Genomic DNA, 21,653 nt, shown 5'->3' on the forward strand with positions numbered 1-21,653 from the left:
GATCAGTTGACCAGAGCTTTTTTGATTTATCCGATTTGATTCTTTTTCAATGCAGCAGGTTCGTCGTCCCAGCATTCAATTTTCTCATTGTTTGGAACGGCATTTTTATAGAAAACAGGATCTTTGCCTTCTTTTTTCTGTCTCGTGTAATCCTTCAGTGCTGCGAAGGCGACCTTAGACAGCATGGTAATGGCGATGAGGTTGACGATGACCATGAGTCCCATAAAGAGATCGGCTAGACCCCAAACGAGAGGAACAGTGGCAACCGCACCGAACAGAACCATTCCAATAACGGCAATTCGATAGATGTTAAGCCAAATTTTGTTCGCTCCAAGGAATTCAATGTTCGTTTCCCCATAGTAATAGTTACCGATCAATGTACTAAACGCGAATAGGAAAATCATGATGGCAAGGAAGCCAGATGCCCATGGTCCAATGTGCTGACTGAGAGAAGCCTGTGTTAATTCAATCCCTTGCAGATTTGTTGTTTTATACGCATCAGAAAACAGGACAAGGAAGGCTGTGCTTGTACAAATAATTAACGTATCTGTTAACACGCCGAATGCTTGAATTAATCCTTGTTTAACAGGGTGGCTCGTGACAGCCGTTGCTGCTGCGTTAGGTGCACTACCCATACCAGCTTCATTTGAGAAGAGACCGCGTTTAATCCCTTGTAATAAAGCACCGCCCAGCGTACCGCCAGCGAACTGTTCAAACCCGAAGGCGTGTTTCACAATCGTGCTGATGACACCAGGAAGTTCCGTGATATTTGTGACAATGACAAAGAACGCAATACCGATGTAGGCAACTGCAAGCACAACCACAATGTATTCAGAAGCTTTTGCAATCGCCTGGATGCCTTTGAAAATGATCGCTGCAAAAATGACTGCCATCACAATACCGACTGTTAAACGGTCTAAACCAAAGGAATTTTTAAAAGCGACAGTGATCGTATTGGATTGAACCGCGTTAAAGACGATTCCAAAAGAAATCGTAATCAGGATCGCAAATAAAATCCCCATCCAGCGCTTGTTTAACCCTTTTTCCATGTAATAAGCGGGTCCACCGCGGAAGCCTGTTTTGTCTTTTACTTTATATACTTGAGCTAGTGTACTTTCAACGAAACTTGAAGCGGATCCGATAATGGCTACGATCCACATCCAAAAGATGGCACCAGGGCCACCAATGGCAATAGCGATAGCAATCCCTGTGATATTCCCTGTCCCTACGCGTGCTGCCATACTGATGGCGAATGCTTGGAACGGTGATATTCCTTCTTTTTCTTTTCTTCCTTCTTTCAGGACACGCAGCATTTCTTTAATCATTCTCACTTGCAGGAAGCGTGTTCTATATGTGAAGTACACCCCAACACCAAGTAACAGAGCAATCACAATATAAGTCCAAATAAAATCATTTGTATGTGTTAAATAAGATAGCAAAGCTTTTTCGTTCATAACATCACCTCTTCGAATTCATCACTGTTCTTTTTAAAAAATACTGAGATCCCACTCTTTAGCGAGCTTTTTCAGCATCATGACACCGGTAATACTATTTCCACAATCGTCAATGGCAGGACCGTAAATGCCAATGCCACAGCCTGTCTGAAACGGGAACTCTCTTCTTGCGCTTGGCGGAACGCAAGCCATAATTCCTCCAGACACACCACTTTTGGCTGGAACGCCTACGAAAGCTGCAAAATTCCCAGACGCATTATACATGCCGCATGTCAGCATCAATGCCTTTGTTAGTCTGGCGATATCTTTTGGGATGACTTGGACTTGTTTAAAGGGATGGTAGCCATCACTTGATATAATCAGTCCAATCAAGGCGATGTCCTCTGTTGTGACCTCGATGGAACATTGCTTTAAATACACTTCTAACGTGTCCTCGACATCCGATTCTAAATAATTGGTTTCTTTTAAATAATAAGCAAGTGCCCGGTTGCGATGCGCAGTTGCCCATTCTGATTGATAAACCTCTTCATTAACAGAAGGACGCTTACCTATTAAGTTTTCGATTAAATCGAAAATATATGCTAGCTTTTCTGTAGAAGTCTTTCCGGGAAGGATGGAGGATACAGTAATAGCTCCAGCATTAATCATTGGATTAAAGGGCTTTCCTGGTTTATGCATCTCAAGACGGTAGATGGAATTAAATGCATCACCAGTTGGCTCTACATCTACCCGATCCAAGACGTAAGGTACGCCTCTTCCTAAACAGGCAGCTATAAAGCTGATGACTTTTGAGATACTTTGCAGGGTAAAGGGAACGTCCCAATCACCATATCGTACAGATGATCCATCTGGGCCTATCACGCTGATACCAAGTTGAGAGGAATTCACTTTTCCGAGTGCTGGAATGTAGCCAGCATTCTGCCCGTTCTTGTAATACGGACGTATTTCTTCTGCCCATTGATCAACAGAAGACTGGCATGCGTGTTGTGTATTATTAGAAATTGCTGTTTTCATACGATTCCTCCAATCAAAAATCAAAAAGTACCCTATTGAATTGGCGGATGACAAAAAATGCGATCAAATAGGCACGAAAACATGTTACACATCTTCAAAGAACTTGTCATGCGCTGCTTGCACCACTCCTTTACACCTAAATATATGTACAAATGAAGGCATTGTCGGCGGAAAAACAAAAAGGGTTTTTAGCGAAAATTCAGAAAACGCTTACATCTAGTTTCACTAAAATTGTTCATTCAATTTATCTTGGAAACTACACAATCTGACGTAAATCTACAGAAAAACTTACAAATAAAAATCAGTCTGTCGACTTTTGTCTAAACAATTCCTATTATTGTCGTCAATGATCAAAACACTGAATAGCTGAAAGGTCACCTTGCTGCCCCGGAGAATAGTCATAAAAAAGGATTTTGGAGATAAAAAGAGCGGTGAAAATTATTTTTTTGCACATTGTGGAGAAAAGAGTCTCCTTGTATACTGTGGCTATGCAAACAGGGGAAGGGATGTCAGTCATTTGAGTTTAAATCAGCTTGTCAAAAAGGACGCATTCATTTTAATTTTTATGATGGTCATTGTGCCGCTTGCAGGAGAGCTGAAGTTTTATCCTGTGAATGAGACGTTTCGCATCAGCTTTGGTGCGCCTGCGTTTTTCTTTTGTTTATTACTCTTAAGAAAATCTAGACCGCTATTGCCAGGATTTTTAACAGGCGCAGCTATTGTGCTTTTTCGTGTAGGCCTAGATTTGATTCAGCAGAATGCTGATTTGATGACATCATTGTATCAGCAATTCCCAAGTTTCTTTTTCTATTTTACTTATGCTTTCTTGTTTTTTGCCGTCCGTACGGGACGCTTTAAACAGCGCTCAATTTTCATTGGGATCATCGGACTAATGATCGAATTAGTTGCTGATTTTGTCGAGCTGTTTGTACAATTTTTAGTGTTTGATACAACAATGACTTTATCAAAGCTGAGCGATATGTTCCTCATTGCGTTTGCTCACAGCTTTGTGGTGATCAGTTTTTTTAATATGATGAAGCTGTATGAGGCGCAATCAAGAGAGAAGCAGATCATGAAACAAAATGAGCATATGATGATGGTCATTTCGAATTTATATGAAGAAACGGTGCACTTAAAGAAAACATTAAAACATACAGAGCATATTACGCAGGAATCATACCGGCTTTATCGTCTGCTGCATGAACACGAAGCAGGGAAAAAAGTGAGTCAGGAGCTGTTAAAGCTCGCAGGAGAAATTCATGAAGTCAAAAAGGACAATCAGCGTATTTATGCTGGGCTTTCAAAGCTGATTTCGAAGGAAAATATGCAAGATTACATGAAGGCGGAAGAACTCGTTCAAATTGTGATCCGTATTCAAGAGAAGTATGCTCTATCTCTTGGGAAAAACATCTCCTTTACCTCTGATATAAGGGGCATTCATCTACATGATTATCATGTGTTTATTTTCTTATCGCTGATTAATAATTTAATGGCCAATGCAGTGGAAGCTATAAAGGATACCGGCATGATCTCACTCGAATTGAAAGGAAGTCATGATAAAATAGAGATTCGGATTGAAGATGATGGACCGGGGATTTCTAAAAAAATGAGAGAGATTGTGTTTGATCCAGGCTATACTTCCAAATTTGATGCATTTGGAACACCGTCTACTGGGATAGGCTTATCCTATGTGAAAGAGCTGGTTCAAGAGCTAGGCGGTCATATTCAAATCGAACCAAAAGAAACAAAAGGGACAGCTTTTCTGCTTGTCCTTCCTATACAAAATTTAATACAGAGAGGGTGAGTGTATGCGATTCTTCATTGCAGATGATGATCGTGCAATACGCTCGATTTTAGGTCAAATCATAGAGGATGAGGATTTGGGAGAGGTCGTAGATGAAGCGGGTGACGGAGTTGGATTAGAGGCACATTCACTGAACCTCAAGAAAGTAGACATCCTTTTGATTGATCTTTTAATGCCTGCTAGAGATGGCATTCAAACCATCCGCCATATTCACCCTGAATTCAAAGGCAAGGTCATTATGATTTCCCAAGTAGAGGCGAAAGAGATGATGGCAGAAGCCTATGAACTAGGGATTGAATATTATATCCATAAGCCTGTCAATCGCATTGAAATCGTCAGTGTGATTCGAAAAGTCATGGAGCGTATCAAACTGGAAAAATCGATTTACGATATACAAGCCTCCCTTCGTCACGTACTGCCATTAGAGCCTGTGTTTTCTCAAGGTGCCGGCGCTGGAGCGAAGAGAAGAACGATGAAAGAGGCTGGGGAATTCCTCTTATCTGAGCTCGGAATTGTCGGTGAGAACGGCTCTAAGGATTTACTGGAGATACTTCTCTATTTACATGAAACTCAGTCAGCCAATTCTCATGAGGTCAATTTCCCGCCGCTAAAGCAGCTGTTTATCAAAACCGCAGAAAGAAAGCTGGATCATGGTGCAACCGATGTAGAGGTGATGCGGGAAGTGAAAGCGGCGGAGCAGCGGATTAGACGAGCTATTCATCATTCCTTGAATCATTTTGCCTCACTAGGATTAACAGATTTCTCAAATCCTAAGTTTGAGCACTACGCGTCGAAGTTTTTCGATTTTACCGATGTCAGCCAAAGAATGAAAGAAATGCAGAAGACATCTTCTCCCGCAGGATCAACGGGCAGAGTCAATACAAAGAAATTCGTTCAAATCTTTTATTTTGAAGCAAAGCAGTTATTCGAAGAAATGAGCTGAGGAAAATCTGTTGGTATGATTGGAGAAAATAAACAGAGAAAGTCTGCTTTTCCTATGATCTGTCTTGATCTTCAGGTGTCTTTATCATTTAACTGATCATTCTGATTTTTCTTTTTTCTCGAAAATAAAACCCTCCTGTGCAATCGTTTGTTAAAATAGTGAGGTTAGACTAGAATGTCGGAGGTTTTATTTTGGGAAAAATTAAACGAAATGCGCTCTGCCCATGCGGAAGCGGAAAAAAATATAAACATTGCTGTGGTCAAAAATCAGGCGGAGAACAAACGTCTGAGCTTGTGTTTAAGGAAGCTGTACAAGTTCAAAAGGATTTAATGAATTATGCTTTTTCTAAACATCAAAGAGCGATCAATCAATTCATTAATGAGTTTTCTTTCCTTGCAGATATGGATAAAGAAACGCAACAAATCTCAGTTTTTCATTTGAGTGTATGGGGCATCTTCTTCCGTCCATTAACTGATCAGAAAGAAACCATTTTCCAAGAATTCCTGACAAAGAAAGCAGAAGATATTACCCGTCCGAAAACAAGACAAGTGGTCCAATCTTGGACAGACATGGAGCCATCTTTGCTTTTATTAAATGAAAAAACGGACGAGTCTCTTTACTTTGAAGATATGGTAACAGCTGAGAAGGTTGAAGTAGATGTAAAACCGGATCAAACGGTACTGCCTGAAAAGGGAAGTCTCGTGCTTGGTTTTCCTGTTCAATTTGAAGAAAAAGCAGAGTTTTTCATTCAGTATACGATGTTTGCGAAAGAGTTCACGGATACTCTTCTTCTTCAGGTCCGCCAGCTTGTTGACGCATATGAAGCAAATGGAGGAGCGCGCAGCACATTTATGAGAGAATCATTCCCTGATGTGCTGAAGTGTATGTTTGCGAAGCAAGAAGTAGAAGAATCAGAAACACCTGCTCAAACAGAAGGCGATGCAGGTCTATCAGCAGATCGTATGGACTGGGCAAGTGACGTCCAGCTGGAAACAGCTAAGCTGATTGAAGACGGAATGAAGGAGCATGGTGACCAAAGCCTGACAGATGGTGCTTTAACGGTTTGGAAAGCCTACTGTGATCAGAAATCACCTGTGATCCGTAAAGCAGCATCATTTGCTGCAGGAATCGAATACTATATTCATTCACTTGCAAGCGATGCTCCACTTTCTCAAGCACAAGTAGCGAAGAAGTATGGCATTAGTGCGTCTACTGTATCGAGCCGTTTTAAAGATATCGAAAAAGCGGTGAAAGAAGAGCAAGAGGCGACAGTATAATCTAAAAAAGACGCGGCACCTTCAGAGGCCAGCGTCTTTTTTTTAGATTATCTCGTTTTAATAAAACCACTCATGTACTGCTCTGTATTATAATCGTTTAGGTCGATTTTCCATTGACCATCCCCATTACGTTTCATTTTCACTTCATATTCAGCTGGGCTGGAGACGGGAGGAAGCTTTTCGAATTCAGATGCGTACATGTTTAAGCTTTTTTTATACAATTCTTCTTTAGAACGGATCTTTCCGTTGTAAAACTCGTCTCTTTTCTTGTCTAGCTTGTCTTTTAAGTTAGAAGCATCAATGCCTGTTACCTGAGCGACAACCTTTGCTTCGTCATCAGAGATGGTTTTTACACTTGTTTCTACTTTGGCTTTATCCTTCATAGTGTTTTGAATGCGTTTGTACATCGACAAAATATCACGGTCACTCACTTCATTACCGTATATTCCTGCACTTCTTTTGAAGTCTTTAACAAACATTTCATGGTATTTATTGACGACATCCGATTGGTTGTCACCCGTTAAATCTGCGAATTGATCGTTCTTTTTGTCAAAAACAATAATATCGGTATAAGCGGATAACGCTTTTGCTGGGTTATCCAGCTTTTTTGCTGTATCGAGTATTTTGTTTCCATCTAGATCGATTTGGATGGAATCACTGTTTTTCTTGATGCTGTCCTGATACACGAACTGATATTTTTTCCCTTTGTCTACTAGGAAATAAAGAGCTCCTGAAAGTGACTTGCCTTTGTTCAATGAACCAAGGTCAAGACGGTCTTTACTGCCGTAGAATTTTAAATCAGATACTTTGGCATCGTCCTGATAAAGGGAGAAGTCAGAGTTATATAATGAAAGGGCTTTGTCACCTTTGTTTGTGATCGTTAGGTTGACTTTTAGTACCAATTCATTGTCTCTCAGGGTAGTTGTTGAGTCTTCTGGTAACGTATATTCGTAGCTATTGACTTTTACCTCTGCTGTTTTCGTTGACTTTTGGTCAGTGTCTGTTGATTTGGCTGAGCTCTGGCAGGCTGCAGAGATGATCATCACGAATGAAATCATGAGGAGGGCACTTATTTTTTTAAAATTCACAGTTGATGCTCCTTTGCTTTTCTTTCGTCATTTCATTCCCGCTATCTGACTATGAAAAAAGAAACAGATAGAATGGTATATTCGGGTGTTAAAGGGGAAAATATCCTAATGACGATTTGCACTATTCATTCTATCGAAATTCATTCATGATGAGGAATAGGTTTTAGTCCCTATTTTTAATAGTTTTTAACACAATTACCTATAAAATAAGGAATTAAATAAGCATAATATACTGGTTAATAAGTATTGATTTATAGATTTATTTTGGGTTTTAAATGTTTTTTGTATAAAAATCTTGAAATAAAGGTAGTTTTTTATTTGACGAGGCGGTGCCGGATGGCGAAGACGACAGCCTGTGTGCGGTCTTGTGCATTGAGCTTTTGTAATATACGGTGCACATGCGTTTTTACTGTACTTTTGCTGATAAATAATTGATCAGCGATGTCTTCATTCTTTAAACCATAGGCCATTTGCTGTAAAACATCGCGTTCACGTTCTGTAAATGATTCGTGAAGCAGATGAGTGTGATGTGTATCATTTGCTTGCTGAAGAGCTCGTGCCATCATGTGCTCAGAGGCTGCCGTTCGAAAGACAGATTCACCAGCAAAGGCGGTGCGGATGGCCTCAATTAATTCCTCAGGCATTGTATCCTTCAGCAAATAACCGACTGCCCCTGCACGAATCCCGTCAAAGACGTATTCTTCCGTATCAAAGGTCGTGAGAATCACAACTTTTACATCTGGGTGCTTTTTTAAAATGTGCTCTGTTGCCGTGATGCCATCCATTCCAGGCATTTGTACATCCATGAGCAGTACGTCGGGTTTGTTGGTCAAGCAAAGCTCAACCGCCTCCTGACCGTCTGACGCCTCCCATATGACGTCAATATCCTCTTGAGCGCTTGCAATATAACGAAATCCTTGGCGGATCAGCGGCTGATCATCAATAATGCCAATCTTAATAGGGGTTGTCATGTCTCAGAGTCCTCCTTGATAGGAATTTGAACATGGATACAAAAGCCGTGCGGCTCGCGTATGGACGTCTTGAGGGAACCGCCTGCTGCGTCACACCGTGCTTTCATGCCTGACAGTCCAAATCCAAATGAAATATCTTTTTCGCTGGTCAAATTTCCATCGTCTTCAATGTTCATCATCAGCTCATGCTGGTGGTTATAGAGTGTAATGGTCATCGCGGTCGCCTTGGCATGGCGAATTGTATTGGTGATGGCTTCTTGTAAAATGCGGTAAAGCAGTTCAGAAACGGTGAGCGGCCATTTTTTATACGTAAGCTGCTCTGTATGAAATTGAATATCTAGCTCTCCTGATATCTCTCCTTGCTTGATGAGACTGCGAAGTCCGGCAAGTCCGAGACCTGCATCATCTGACGCCATATGATGAACCACAGAACGAACTTCGGTGAGACAATTTTTAGAAATATTGATCAGCTCCTGAAACGTCTGCGCCATCTGCTCTGGTTCTTCCTGTTTTAAACGGTAGGGCAAAGACTGCAGCTGGACAATCATTGAGGTTAATTGGTGACCGATGCTGTCATGCAGGTCACGTGCAATTCTGCTTCGCTCCTCCAGCACAGCAAATTGGAGTGACTGAACGGTCGCTTCTTCAAGCTCCATATGCGCCTTTTTTAATTGTTCATGGGCATCTGATAATTCCTTGTGAACCAATTGCAGTTCTCCGAAGTGTTCTTCCTTTAATTCCTGTTCACGCCGCCGCATTCTAGAGATCAAGACAAGTGTATACACAAGCAGCTGGAATAGCGGGAGAGTGATCACCATGTTCCAAGAAAAATCATTTACATAATAACTGACTCCACTAGTGAAAAAGATGATAGCAAATAGATAGGGATGATGCGCCTCTGAAAAACGAAAAGCGATAAAGCCAATCATAAAAAAGGTCAGCCCAATACTGTCTTGAATCTGACCTGTCACCATCCACAAGAGATGTGTCAGAATCCACATCAAAAGGAGCATAGAAATTTGCTTTTTAGGTGACAGCTTGCTTTTTGGAAAAAGACAAAGGAGAAACACTAAATAGACGAAGGTGCGAAACACCAATTCGCCTATTGAAAGGGGCTCATACATTTGAATATACATATAGGTCAATACAAGGCCTAATACGAATTTTCGCCTTATTTGACCTAAAAGCTTGAGTGGCTGCTGAAGGTTCATATCAAAAACTCCTGTCTATCAGTTAAATAGCAGCAGATGCCTTGATGTTCATATATCTTTTGAAAAGAATAAAACGTAATCCGATCATACTGCCAATTGGAAGGAATGTCAGGCCATTTGCGAAAATGATCAGGGAATGACCGCCATCCTGTACAACTGAACCTACTGTCATCCGGATAAGAATGATTCCGATGAAAAAAAGTGTTCCATAGAGTGAGCTGGCGGCGGTGATACGTCCCGACTGTTGATCATATGTTACTTTGTATAGTTTACCTCTCCAAAGCCCGATTGCAAAACCTGCGAATGCAAAGCCAGTCATCACAAGCAGGCTCACCCTCGTGATTTCAATATGCTGGGTAAAGGAATAAGAGAGAGTGCCTAATAAAATGAGCGGCCCTATGAGAAGCCTGAAGGGGCGGATTTCTTTTTCCTTGCCTGTTCTTAAAAGCAGAATAATGATAATGATGACAATTTGAATGGTCATAACAAGATCTCCTTTTCGCTTTAGTCTATCTTCATCATACGCATCTACTATTTTCTCGGCGTCCACCTGCAGGTTGATTTTCAGAGAGCGGGATACTTGAATGTTGGAATTGATTCATGGGAAAATAAGGATGATTACGTAGATAAGGGAGATGAGCTTTTGAAAAAGGTAACGCTTGGACGAACTGAATTACAGGTGAATCCGATAGGGCTTGGTACGAATGCAGTAGGTGGACATAATTTATTCCCGAATCTTAGTGAGGATGCTGGACGGGAGCTTGTGGAGACGGCTCTTGATCAAGGTGTCAATTTCTTAGATTCTGCTTTTATTTATGGGCTGGGCCGTTCAGAGGAATTAATCGGTGAGATCATTGCCAAAAGAGGCGGCAGAGAAAAGCTTGTCCTTGCGACAAAAGGAGCTCATAAGGAAGTAAACGGGCAAATTGAACTTGATAACAGTCGTGATTTCTTAAGAGAGCAGGTCGAAAATAGCCTGAAACGACTGCAAACAGATTATATTGACTTGTACTATATGCATTTCCCGGATGGGCGAACGCCGCTCGAGGAAGTAGCAGGCACATTAAAGGAATTGAAGGATGAAGGGAAAATCAAGGCGATCGGTGCATCCAACCTTGATTTTGAACAGCTTCAAGCCTTTAACCGAGATGGCTACTTAGACGTGCTTCAGTCGGAGTATTCTCTGCTGAAACGTCAGGCGGAGCAGGATCTTCTTCCATACTGCGTCGAGCATGGTATTTCCTTTATTCCTTATTTCCCATTGGCATCAGGCTTGTTGACTGGCAAATTTACAAAGGATGCCACATTTGATGATATTCGAGCAAAAGACCCACTTTTCCAAGGTGATGCATTCCTTTCAAATCTCGAAAAAGTAGACAAGCTGCAGGCGATTGCCCAATCAAAGAATGCAGAAACGGCACACGTCGCACTCGCTTGGCTCTTAGCTCAGGATGGTATTGATGCTATTATTCCAGGGGCAAAACGAGCAGACCAAGTGCTGCAAAATTTAAAAACAAACGATGTTCAACTAACTGAAGAGGAAATTAATCAAATCGACAAGATTTTTTCTTAACACGAAAAAAAGGTGCAGCTATGCACCTTTTTTTTATGACATTGTAAGAGGGATTTTGATGACGAGCCGTAAATCTGGAGAACGGTAAGTGAAATCCAGTGTACCGTCTGCCTTTTCAACAAGCTGATGAATGATATACGTCCCCATGCCTTGATGATTGCCGCCTTTTGTCGAGCGGCCAAAAGTTTTGAATAAATGATCTAACACATGTTTTTCCATACCTTTTGTGCTGTTTTCACAATGGATTAAAAATAGCCCGCTCCGAATAGAGGTTGTGACCGAAATGCTGCCCTCTTTTCCAGCTTTCTTTGCTTCAATCGCTGCATCTAGGGCATTATCAAGCAGGTTGCCAGTAAAACTAACCTGATCCGCCTTTGAAAAGGGAAGCGATGAAAAGGGAGCTTGAAGGTCTAGTGAAAGTGCAATGTTCTCTTTCTCAGCCCGCTCCAAAAAGATGTGAAGGGTAGAGGCTAAATATGCATTTTCTCCTTTCATCCATGGGAAATGTTTGACGTATTGCTGAATCAAATCTTTAATCTCATACTCGTCGTTCGACGCCGAAAAGGCATTTAAATGTCTGGCTGTTTCATGATGTTTACTCCGCAGCTCAAGAAGTAATTCGTTGGTTCTAGCTTCTGCGTTTATAAGCTCTTGAAGCCGTCCATTTAACTGTTTCTCTGTCTGCATCACCTTCAATGAGAGGATATCGACTGTCACCATCATGATGATTGCTAAAAGACAGCTCAGCCCATTCTCTTGCGTTAGAAACAGCAAAAAGCCTGCACAGGTGATGAGTATAAAAGCACCTAATATCACATAACCACTCGTATGAGGTAAAAATCTTTTGTACATGAAGAATGTATAAACACATATTACGCAAAAGGTAAGAATCCACAACACAATTGATGATAGCGGTAGAAAGGCTTCAGCAGCTGCATGAAACGCAAGACCTAGCCATATGAGGGCATAAATGCGAAATCCAAGATAGAAAGCGTTCACGTTCGTTCTCCTTAAAAATAGTATTTCTTAAAGAATTCTAATTGCTGCTTGGTCATCATGGCTTTTTTATCTGTCCCTTCAAAAGACACGATAAACGAATTTTTAGCATACGCCGAGAAATTCTTAATGTAATGAATATTGATGATAAACGATCGATGGGAGCGGATAAAATCCTTTTCAGCCAAATCACCCTTTAACTCGTTTAAAGTTTGATATGTCTGGATTTCTCCTGTCGTTGTCACGATAGTTGTTGACCGGCCCGTTCGCTCAACAAAAATGACATCCTTTTTCTGCAGCACATGAATATCTGACTGCTGCTTAATGAGAAGCCGTCCATGAATGCTTTTCTCCTGCTTGGTGGACATATAGCGCTCTAAGCATTTGGCAATTCGATCAGCTTGGTAGGGCTTCATAATATAATCATGTACATTCAAATCAAACGCATGGACTGCATAACCACTGTTTCCTGTCACAAAGACCACATCGACATTCAGTGCGTGAGAGTGAATGAGGTCCGCTAATTCATAGCCGGACATTCCAGGCATTTCAATGTCAGCGAACAACAGATCAATGTCTCCTTGTTTGACCTTCTCATATGCATCCTCTGCTGACTGCGTGACAAAGACAATGTCCACAGCCTCCATTCTGCCCACAATGGCGTGCAGCTTTTCTAAATCTACTCGGTAATCATCGACGAGACCTACTTTTATCATAAAAATCACCTATGACTCTTCTTATTATTTGTCTATTTTACCATTTGTTTTTTTGAAATAGATCATTTCAAGACAGAAAAAGGACGTTTCGCGACATTTTTATATCAGGCAGGCATTATTTTTTCTATCATAGACTTAGAAAGTAAAGTTTGAAAGGGGCGAACCAAATGATTACTCTCAGCGATTGCAGCTGCTGGTTTAAAGATAAGAAAAAAGTCGTGAAAGCGATGAAACACATGACGTTCTCCGTGAAGGAAGGGGAAGTCGTTGGCATCCTAGGAGAAAATGGTGCAGGAAAAACGACATTATTGCGCGCCGTAGCCACATTATTAGAGCCTACGCACGGGTCAGTCACTGTCGCAGGCTTTGATACGGTGAAAGAATCAACGGAAGTGAAAAAGCGAATTGGTGTCTTGTTTGGCGGTGAGACGGGGCTTTACGATCGTTTGACGGCACGAGAAAACCTTGAATACTTTGGCAAATTGTATGGCTTAGATCAGCATGAAATCAAAGCAAGAATAGAGGATTTGGCAAAGCGTTTTGGAATGAGACAATATATGGATCGCAAGGTGAAAGGATTCTCAAGAGGGATGAAACAAAAGGTGGCGATTGCCAGAACGTTAATTCATGATCCTGACATTATCTTATTTGATGAGCCGACAACAGGCTTAGATATCACGTCGAGTAATATTTTCAGAGATTTTATCCATCAGCTCAAGCAGCAAAATAAAACGATCCTCTTTTCAAGCCACATCATGGAAGAAGTCAGCCAGCTTTGTGACAGTGTCATGATGATTCATCAAGGAGAGCTTGTGTACAAAGGGACACTTTCAGAATTATATACTCAGGAACAAAGTGATGACTTGAACTATATCTTTATGTCGAAGCTCGCTAGGGGGATTTCATAATGTGGAAAACCGTCTTTTTGAAAGAAATGACAGATGCGCTGAGAGATCGAAAAACGTTGCTCTTAACCGTGCTGATTCCTCTTTTGACCATGCTTGGACTGGTGTTCTTTTATGAAAGCATGATTGCAGATCCAGGGGATGAAGCCTATACAGTCGCCATCAATGAACAGCTTCCAGCCGAAATGAACCAAATGATCAAAGAGGTCAAAAACCTAAACCTTGAAACATTTGATGATCCGCAGCAAGCGGTCAAAGATGGAGAGGCAAATGCTTACCTTGAAATGCCGAAAGAGGCAGGCGATATGCTCAAACAACAAAAGCCATTCGCTATTAAAATCCATGGATATACGACAGATGATGATTCGGTCATCACTGTTCAAATGCTGCAATCATTGCTGGAGCAATATCAAAACCAAGTGGTCGAAAAGCGATTAGCAGCCGATCAAATCGATACGTCCGTTATTCATCCTTTTGAGGTGCAGTCCGTTGATGTAGAAGAAGGGGATGAAGGGGAAAACGGAGTGACCGCTATGCTGTTGTCGATTCTCCTTCCGATGATTTTGGTGACCTCCGTCATCTCAGGAGCTTTGCCGGCTGCGCTTGATATTGTAGCAGGTGAAAAAGACCGGAAATCCATTGAAGCGTTGTTCCTGACACCTGCCAGCAGACTCCAGATTCTCATCGGGAAATGGCTCGCTGTCTCTATGTTTGGTATTTTAAGTGGGATTGTGGCGATCGGTATGCTGCTTCTATCTACTTTGCTCTTTACAGAAAAGCTGAAGCAGGCTCTGAACTTTGGTGATCAAATGTGGAGCATTATCGGCGTCATGTTTGCGGCGTTAATCATCTTCTCCTTCATGGTATCCATGATTGAATTGCTGCTCAGCGTCATTTCGGGCTCAGTCAAAGAAGCACAGTCGTACATGTCCATGATCATTACACTAGGTGTGATCCCAATGTTCTTTACTATGAGAGCAGGTGCTACGCAGCTAGATACGTATTACTTTGCGGTCCCATTCCTTAATATTCATGCGCTGTGTAAGCAACTGATGTTTGGTATCATCGATCCGGTGGCTGTCACTCTGACACTCGGCTCCTCAGCCTTGGCTGTCGTTATTCTGTTTGTCATCGTGAGAAGCTTGTTTATGAAAGAAAAATGGATGCTTGCGAAATAAAGAAAGGAAAACTTGTAGATTTTTTCTACAAGTTTTTTTATATTCGGAGATTCATATAAAAAGGCTCGGGAAAGAATTGTTATGGCATAATGGAAGAGGAAATGACATAATCATCCTATTTTTACTAAAGAGGGGAGGTGGAGATATGTCTTATCAAACAGATGACGATGATGTGTTAGGACTATGTAATATATATGCTCAGCAAACACACCATTTTGAAGCCTTTATTTTGGGAAATAGGAAAGGCTTATTAGAACTAAGAAATGCAATAGACAAGGCTTTAGAAACCGGTTGTTCTACTGCAGCGTTATTCCCTTCTGATTATGAAGGATATGATGTCTATGTTGCTTTAGTAGACGAGGAGCAAAGGTTTAAAAAATTAACGACTCCTTATGTAGAGGAATACGCACAAGAGGAAGATGCGGTTGATCCAATTGAGATCATTAAAGAATATGAAGCTGAAAAGGGGAATTCCTTATAAAGAGATTCCCCTGCTTGTGAACTCGTTTGCTAGTGAATCAAATGTCTATGGATTTGGCTTGTCATTGGGTTTTGTCCAGTACTTGATGTCTTCCAATGCTCTTTCAATGTCATCCATATCGTCAATTCCTAAAGTACTATCAAATTTCGAAGATAGTATCTTTCGTACTTTAGCGAGTCTTTGAGTGACCTCCCACTCATCTATAAATCGTGTGGTTTCTGTTTCATATTCTCCTCTATATGCTTCCTCACCACACTGATGAAATTTTTCACCATAATAAGAACCCATGTTATGCAAAGACAAAAGAATCAAATTCATTTCTTTTAATACCTCTAACATTTCATCACCCGTGTAGGTGATGTTTTGATTAGACTTTAGCATTGACTCCCACCCTTAAAATAAGAAATGTTGATATACGCCGCAACCAATACGCTTGTGTTCATCATATTAAAAAAACCCCCGGGATCGGGGGTTTCAGCGTGTAGACAAACCCTCGCATTCTTTGTCAGTTCTGCGCTCCGGTGCTCACGAATGTCAAATTCGCTCCGCTCCGGTGCTCGCCCTTCCTAGACTGCAAAGGTTTTCTATCACGCTGAAAAGAAGACAAAGGGCTAAAATAAAGATCATTTTAGCCCTTTGTCAACAATCTGAAACCCCCGGAATCGGGGGTTTTTCTTTAGTTCTTGATGAATTTCTCAACTAATGAGCTTGTTTTGTAGTCGTTCAAATCAAGTTTCCATTGGTCGATATCATTTTTCTTCATGTTCACTTCTACTGTTTCTTCAGAAGATGATGGTCCTAATTTTTTAAATTCATCTGGATAGATAGAAAGTAGATATTTCTGTGCATCATCATAAGATGCTGAACGGTTTTTGCTGTAGAACTCAGTCGCTTTCTCTTTCAAACGATCGACAAGCGGACTTGCATCAATCGGTGTAAGAGTCACAGTCACGACAGCTTTATCACCACTGATCGCTTTTGTTTTTGTTGATACTTTTGATTTTTCAGCTAATGTTTCTTTTACTGCTTTTAAAAGCTTATCAAGGTTTTCGTCCTTCGCTGAGCTAGAAGAAATACCTGAAGAAGTGATGTAACCTTGTTTGAATGATTTATCAAATTCATTCACAACAGTTGATTTGTTATCACCTGTTAGTTTTTCGAAATCGTCGTTTTTCTTACCAAAAATCATCACATCAATATAAGAAGAAAGAGCTTTTGCAGATGCTTGTAGTGTATCTGCTTTTTTCATTAAGTCTTTTCCTTTAATATCGAATTCTAGTGTTTTGTCATCTTTTTTCGATCCACTGCCTGGCTCTGTGTAAACAAGCTGATAGTCCTTGTCTTTGTCAACAACAAAGAATAGACCGCCTTTTGTTACTTTGTCAGCATTTAAAGAGCTTGAAGATAATACTTCGTTGTAGTCATCTGGAGAGATCGTAGATACTTGTGCGTCATCTTGGTAAAGTGTGAAGTTGCTTTTATCAACATTGAGAGGCTCTTTGCTGATATTTTTTACAGATACATTCACTTTTAGTACATACTGATCATCCTGTACAGATGTATCGTATTGAGGTGGTAATGTGTACTCAGCACTTTCTACCTTTACTTCTGCTGCATCAAGAGATTTTTTGGTATCGTTTTCTTTCGCAGCTGTTTTGTCTTTACCACCACTACAAGCGGCAGCGACAACAGTTACACACAAGATCAGAAGAAACAGGGATAATTTCTTTTTAAACATGTCGTGTTTTCCTCCTCGGGTTTATGGTGAATTTCATTGAAAAGCTGTAGTTCATATCGTTCTTTTTGCACAAAAAGAAAAATACTGTATGTTTTTTACTGTAGAATGAAGCGAAAGTACTGTCAATACCTCAGTGCGTTTCCGAGGTTGATTGGCTTCAAGTAGTAAAAATGACACTAAGTTGAGAGGAGAAACTTGTAATTTATTATTTGATATCTCCTGTAGAAACTCAACATTTTATATTTTAAGGTTTTGAGTCGGATTATTGAATAGGTTCAAATGACTGTTTTTGAAGATGATGTCGCAATTAGAAGGATTTTTATGACTTGTAAATGAGTATATAGTAATGAATATTTTTTCCTGCTATGTGGATGATCACTTGGTTCGTGTGTTGTTGACAGCAAGACACATGTCCAGCAAATTTAGACAGGCTGCCCGACACTGAACGTGCTTTTTCATGTCAAAATGGCAGTCATCTACACAGAAACGCTACATAAAATAAAAGAGAAATGAAATGGAGGTGGATGTATGGCAGTGGTAAGAGCGACAAGCTCTGATATTGATTTAATGGCCAGACTGCTGAGAGCGGAGGCAGAAGGTGAAGGGAAGCAAGGGATGCTGCTCGTAGGAAATGTGGGCATCAATCGGCTGCGTGCCAACTGCTCTGACTTTAAAGGGCTGCGTACGATTCCACAAATGATTTATCAGGAGCATGCATTCGAAGCGGTCACGCATGGGTACTTTTATCAACGAGCACGAGAAACTGAAAAAACACTTGCGCGGAGAAATATTAACGGAGAACGTTTTTGGCCGGCAAAATTCAGCCTTTGGTATTTTAAACCGCCTGGCAATTGTCCGGCGACATGGTACAATCAGCCGTTTGTGGCAAGGTATAAGTCGCATTGCTTTTATCAGCCAACCGCCGAAACGTGTGAAAATGTCTATAACACCTTTTAGCTTGATGAAACGCACAACCCTCTTAGAGTACGAATGCAGAGGGTTGTGTTTTTGTTTTTTCCAAAATGGGTAACCATTGTGTATCAACAAGATGAAGCACGTGAATGGAGGAAATGAAGATGTATCAAGATTTAAAAGGGAAAACAGCCATTGTCACAGGCTCTTCAAAAGGAATTGGACAAGCGATCGCATTGCGGTTTGGACAAGAGGAAATGAATGTGGTTGTGAACTATAAAGGCGATGAAGATGGAGCTGAAGAGACGGTACAAGCCATTCAGAAGCACGGAGGTGGGGCGGTGAAAGTACACGCAGATGTCTCCAAAGAGGAAGGCATCCAAGCCATCATGGATACAGCATTGGAACATTTCGGTACAGTAGATGTATTCGTCAATAATTCAGGCTTCAACGGCGAAGAAGCGCTGCCGCATGAGATGACGCTGGAGCAATGGCAAAACGTCATCGATGTGAACATAACAGGTGCATTTTTAGGCGCAAAGGCTGCGCTTGCCTATATGATGGAGCATGACATCAAAGGATCTATTTTAAATATTTCCAGTGTCCATCAGGAGATTCCGCGCCCATTCAACGTTCATTATTCCACTTCAAAGGGCGGAATGAATATGATGACAAAGACGCTGGCTCTTGATTATGCAGAATCAGGTATTCGAATCAATGCCATTGCGCCAGGTACCATGGCAACCGAATCAAATGATGATTTGCAGGATGAACAGAAAAAACAAAAGCAGCTTGAGAAAATTCCGATGAGGACCTTTGGTGAACCGAAGGAGATTGGGTCCGCTGCGGCATTCCTCGTTTCTAAGGAAGCGGCATATATCACAGGCACCACCTTATTTGTGGATGGTGGAATGACACTTTATCCTTCTCAAATCAATGATTAATCCAAAAAACATCCGCCTGTTCAACCGGCGGATGTTTTTTGTTCGTAGCGTTGTGTAGCTTTGGCTCGTTTGCCGAGCAGCATCGGGTACTTGCTCAGGAAGGAGATACATGGCACCATGAGCAGCAATGTGCCGATCGTATAAAAAAGTGTCCAAGAGAGCTGCGCTGTATCAGCAATATTGATACCAAGTCCATAAAAAACAAATGCTTTCATGATATCAATGCCGGCAAACTGCAAGACAAGAATGACAATAGAATTTCGTCCTAGATACGTCAAAATAGGGGATGTTTTCAATTTAAAGCTTAAATAAATCACGGCAGCTGAACCGAGCAGAGCACATGCATAGAAAATAAAGAGATCACCGTAGTCGTTGACGCGCATATCGATCCGTGAATTAAAGCTCTGCATGTAAGCCGTCAGCACAAGCAGACCTGTACATAAAAGAAGGGTTGGATCTGTTTTTAATTCCACAAACCACTGCTTTGCTAAAAATCCAATCGAATAAAACACAACAGCCGTCAAGGCAACATTAGCATTCCAAGGAAGACTTTGATCTAAAAGCAAGGTAGAGGCATATCCAGCACCTCCGCAAAGAATAGTCAGCAAGATTAAGGCAGCAGGTCTCCCTTTTGAAAGACGATGCATAAAGAAAAATAAAATTTCCACTAAAAAGAGTGTCGTTAAAAACCAAATCGCTGGGTTATGTGTAAGTCTTGCTTCATCTGCATTGGATATGAAAATACCTGTAAACGGAACGAAAGGGTCGATATCCGTTTGTCCCTTGAATGCAAAAAAACGAGTAACGGAGAACCAAAATACATACGTAATGATGGAGAAATAGAGATAGGGCAGGAGTAAGCTTTTGGCTTTTTTCTGAATAAATGACAGAGCAGGGGATGAGGATGATCGAAACATCATGCCTGATAGTAAAAAGAAAAGCGGCATATGAAAAGAGTAAATGAATTGCTTGAGCGAATCTGGAATGGGCACATGCGCCATAACCACGAGCAGAATGCCGATTCCTTTAGCTGCATCTACCCAATCGAGTCTCTTTTTCATGTCCTGTCATCTCCTTTTTCTCAGCTTCGTAAACCGTTCATTGAATATGTACCTCTACTATATAAAAGGTACACCTCTTATGCGTTTACAGTTCGCTAACGATTAGAAGACACATTTGCGATTAGATGACAGACGGAAGGATTTTGACATCTTGATGTTACATTTCCCATTTTTTATGACAATGTAAAAAAAGAAGCCTGAAAAGCTGGCTTCAAAATAATTCTGCTATTCGCTTGTAGGAGCGTTGTTTTTCAATCGGATCAAAGGAATTGTTCAGAATCATGATGTCATCCGTTTGATAGCGGTCCATCAAGGTCTGTAATTGCTCTTTCACCGTTTTCTTCGAGCCGACAATCATCCGCTGGCGGTTTTGCAGCACTTTTTTCTTTTCCTGCGTGGTGTAGTGATAGGCACTTGCTTCTTTTATAGAAGGAACGCGGCTGTCCAGTCCTTTTTCAACACGCAGCAGCCATAAATCTGTACTGCTGGCGATCCGGTCTGCTTCTTCATCTGTTTCACCGCAGATGACAAAGACGGCAAACATAGATTGTGGCTGCCTAGAAAAGACAGATGGAGAAAAGTGTGATCGATACGTCTCAAATGCTTGTTTGCCGCGTGCAGGGTGAATAAAGTGGCCAAAAATATAGTTGATTCCAAGCTCCGCCGCCTGCATGGCACTATTTTCTCCTAGTCCAAGCAGCCAAACCGGCGGATGAGCATCAACAAGCGGAGCAGCTTTCACACCTGCATGCGGATGACCAGAAGGCAGGCTGTCTGATAAGTAAAAAAGAAGATCCTTCAGCTGGCGGTCAAACTGAGACAGATCTTTATGCACGCCGTCCGTCAATGCGAGTCTCGTCCTTTCGATCCCGCCGGGGGATTTGCCGACTCCGATCTCAATCCGTCCAGGATAAAGGGCTTCAAGCTGCCGCGTGACCTCTGCTACTTTAAAAGGACTGTACTGAGGAAGTAAAATGCCGCCAGATCCGGTACGTAAGGTCGATGTATGAGTCGCAATATGAGCCATTAATATTTCAGGCGCCGTACTAGCGAGCCCCCTTGTGCTGTGGTGTTCAGCGAACCAATAGCGCTCATACCCAAGCGTTTCAGCCAGTTGAGCCAGCTGCGTTGTATGAATCAATGTTTCCTGCGCAGACTGACCTTTAGGAATGGCGACTTGATCTAATATATGAAGTGATGGCATCATCAACATCCTTTCAACAACATGCTGAATATAAGTATAAAGAAATCAATGGATGGAAGGAAACGAAAGGGTTTATCCTTTGAACACATGCTTTTATGTTTTCTATATCAACATATGAAACCACATCTTACGCTCCTTATCAGCAAGAGCTGCTCGCCGGGACCTTTCGACAATGTTTCACAT

Annotated in this window: 21 protein-coding genes; 9 read left to right on the forward strand and 12 right to left on the reverse strand. The window is 41.4% G+C overall.

Translation table 11 applies throughout. The annotated features are described in order from the left end of the window. Positions 1-26: 26 nt before the first annotated feature. Together QR42_RS01505 and QR42_RS01510 are read right to left on the reverse strand one after the other, a co-directional pair. Positions 27-1,454 carry an alanine/glycine:cation symporter family protein gene (locus QR42_RS01505; RefSeq protein ID WP_024427211.1) on the reverse strand — a complete coding sequence of 476 codons (1,428 nt, stop codon included), beginning with the start codon at positions 1,452-1,454 and terminating at the stop codon, positions 27-29. Positions 1,455-1,487: 33 nt separating this feature from the next. Continuing rightward, positions 1,488-2,468 carry a glutaminase gene (locus QR42_RS01510; protein WP_008342152.1) on the reverse strand — a complete coding sequence of 327 codons (981 nt, stop codon included), beginning with the start codon at positions 2,466-2,468 and terminating at the stop codon, positions 1,488-1,490. A 517-nt stretch (positions 2,469-2,985) separates the two neighbouring features. Between QR42_RS01510 and QR42_RS01515 the strand changes: the two genes are divergently transcribed. From QR42_RS01515 to QR42_RS01525, 3 genes are all read left to right on the forward strand, one after another. Next, positions 2,986-4,272: an ATP-binding protein gene (locus tag QR42_RS01515; protein WP_039176219.1), complete on the forward strand. Its 1,287-nt coding sequence runs from the start codon at positions 2,986-2,988 to the stop codon at positions 4,270-4,272. A 4-nt stretch (positions 4,273-4,276) separates the two neighbouring features. After that, entirely contained in the window at positions 4,277-5,215 is a 939-nt protein-coding gene (locus QR42_RS01520) for a response regulator (RefSeq protein WP_039176221.1), read from the forward strand. 191 nt (positions 5,216-5,406) lie between these two features. After that, a complete protein-coding gene (locus QR42_RS01525; protein ID WP_039176224.1) occupies positions 5,407-6,492 on the forward strand; it encodes an SEC-C metal-binding domain-containing protein in 1,086 nt (361 codons plus the stop codon). A 47-nt stretch (positions 6,493-6,539) separates the two neighbouring features. Here QR42_RS01525 and QR42_RS01530 read toward each other — a convergent pair whose 3' ends face one another. The 4 genes from QR42_RS01530 to QR42_RS01545 all read right to left on the reverse strand — a co-directional run bounded on the left by QR42_RS01530 (position 6,540) and on the right by QR42_RS01545 (position 10,246). Next, the gene (locus QR42_RS01530; RefSeq protein WP_039176226.1) at positions 6,540-7,580 is read right to left on the reverse strand and encodes a DUF4352 domain-containing protein; all 1,041 of its coding nucleotides are present in this window, start codon (positions 7,578-7,580) and stop codon (positions 6,540-6,542) included. 314 nt (positions 7,581-7,894) lie between these two features. Beyond that, the gene (locus tag QR42_RS01535; protein WP_039176227.1) at positions 7,895-8,551 is read right to left on the reverse strand and encodes a response regulator; all 657 of its coding nucleotides are present in this window, start codon (positions 8,549-8,551) and stop codon (positions 7,895-7,897) included. Next, on the reverse strand, positions 8,548-9,762 hold the full coding sequence (locus QR42_RS01540) for a sensor histidine kinase (RefSeq protein WP_039176229.1): 1,215 nt from the start codon (positions 9,760-9,762) through the stop codon (positions 8,548-8,550). Before QR42_RS01540 ends, QR42_RS01535 begins: the two co-directional genes overlap by 4 nt. A 22-nt stretch (positions 9,763-9,784) precedes the next feature. Further along, positions 9,785-10,246: a DUF1453 domain-containing protein gene (locus tag QR42_RS01545; protein WP_235354783.1), complete on the reverse strand. Its 462-nt coding sequence runs from the start codon at positions 10,244-10,246 to the stop codon at positions 9,785-9,787. A gap of 159 nt (positions 10,247-10,405) precedes the next feature. Here QR42_RS01545 and QR42_RS01550 point away from each other — a divergent pair, with 159 nt between their 5' ends. Further along, positions 10,406-11,335 carry an aldo/keto reductase gene (locus tag QR42_RS01550; RefSeq protein WP_039182964.1) on the forward strand — a complete coding sequence of 310 codons (930 nt, stop codon included), beginning with the start codon at positions 10,406-10,408 and terminating at the stop codon, positions 11,333-11,335. A 33-nt stretch (positions 11,336-11,368) separates the two neighbouring features. Here QR42_RS01550 and QR42_RS01555 read toward each other — a convergent pair whose 3' ends face one another. Both QR42_RS01555 and QR42_RS01560 read right to left on the reverse strand, forming a co-directional pair. After that, the gene (locus tag QR42_RS01555; protein WP_039176233.1) at positions 11,369-12,334 is read right to left on the reverse strand and encodes a sensor histidine kinase; all 966 of its coding nucleotides are present in this window, start codon (positions 12,332-12,334) and stop codon (positions 11,369-11,371) included. Between the two features lie 11 nt (positions 12,335-12,345). Next, the gene (locus QR42_RS01560) at positions 12,346-13,047 is read right to left on the reverse strand and encodes a LytR/AlgR family response regulator transcription factor (protein WP_039176235.1); all 702 of its coding nucleotides are present in this window, start codon (positions 13,045-13,047) and stop codon (positions 12,346-12,348) included. A gap of 167 nt (positions 13,048-13,214) precedes the next feature. Between QR42_RS01560 and QR42_RS01565 the strand changes: the two genes are divergently transcribed. The 3 genes from QR42_RS01565 (at position 13,215) to QR42_RS01575 (ending at position 15,611) form a co-directional block, all read left to right on the forward strand. Further along, on the forward strand, positions 13,215-13,955 hold the full coding sequence (locus tag QR42_RS01565) for an ATP-binding cassette domain-containing protein (protein ID WP_039176238.1): 741 nt from the start codon (positions 13,215-13,217) through the stop codon (positions 13,953-13,955). Beyond that, entirely contained in the window at positions 13,955-15,130 is a 1,176-nt protein-coding gene (locus QR42_RS01570) for an ABC transporter permease (protein ID WP_039176241.1), read from the forward strand. Before QR42_RS01565 ends, QR42_RS01570 begins: the two co-directional genes overlap by 1 nt. Before the next feature lie 145 nt (positions 15,131-15,275). Next, positions 15,276-15,611 (forward strand): hypothetical protein, encoded by a 336-nt coding sequence (locus QR42_RS01575; protein ID WP_039176243.1) that lies wholly within the window; start codon positions 15,276-15,278, stop codon positions 15,609-15,611. 45 nt (positions 15,612-15,656) lie between these two features. Here the strand turns inward: QR42_RS01575 and QR42_RS01580 are convergent, their stop codons facing one another. Further along, positions 15,657-15,992 carry a hypothetical protein gene (locus QR42_RS01580; RefSeq protein WP_039176245.1) on the reverse strand — a complete coding sequence of 112 codons (336 nt, stop codon included), beginning with the start codon at positions 15,990-15,992 and terminating at the stop codon, positions 15,657-15,659. A gap of 295 nt (positions 15,993-16,287) precedes the next feature. Then, entirely contained in the window at positions 16,288-17,349 is a 1,062-nt protein-coding gene (locus tag QR42_RS01585) for a DUF4352 domain-containing protein (protein ID WP_039176247.1), read from the reverse strand. Positions 17,350-17,877: 528 nt separating this feature from the next. Between QR42_RS01585 and QR42_RS01590 the strand changes: the two genes are divergently transcribed. Next, complete coding sequence (locus QR42_RS01590) at positions 17,878-18,306, forward strand: cell wall hydrolase (protein ID WP_039176249.1); 429 nt, start codon at positions 17,878-17,880, stop codon at positions 18,304-18,306. A 119-nt stretch (positions 18,307-18,425) separates the two neighbouring features. Then, positions 18,426-19,205 (forward strand): glucose 1-dehydrogenase, encoded by a 780-nt coding sequence (locus QR42_RS01595; RefSeq protein ID WP_039176252.1) that lies wholly within the window; start codon positions 18,426-18,428, stop codon positions 19,203-19,205. Positions 19,206-19,225: 20 nt separating this feature from the next. Here the strand turns inward: QR42_RS01595 and QR42_RS01600 are convergent, their stop codons facing one another. Continuing rightward, positions 19,226-20,266 carry an acyltransferase family protein gene (locus QR42_RS01600; RefSeq protein WP_039176257.1) on the reverse strand — a complete coding sequence of 347 codons (1,041 nt, stop codon included), beginning with the start codon at positions 20,264-20,266 and terminating at the stop codon, positions 19,226-19,228. Positions 20,267-20,477: 211 nt separating this feature from the next. Further along, on the reverse strand, positions 20,478-21,470 hold the full coding sequence (locus QR42_RS01605) for an LLM class flavin-dependent oxidoreductase (protein ID WP_039176261.1): 993 nt from the start codon (positions 21,468-21,470) through the stop codon (positions 20,478-20,480). Between the last annotated feature and the right edge of the window lie 183 nt (positions 21,471-21,653).

It is taken from the genome of Bacillus sp. WP8 (genome assembly GCF_000800825.1).
Taxonomy (GTDB): Bacteria; Bacillota; Bacilli; order Bacillales; family Bacillaceae; genus Bacillus; species Bacillus safensis.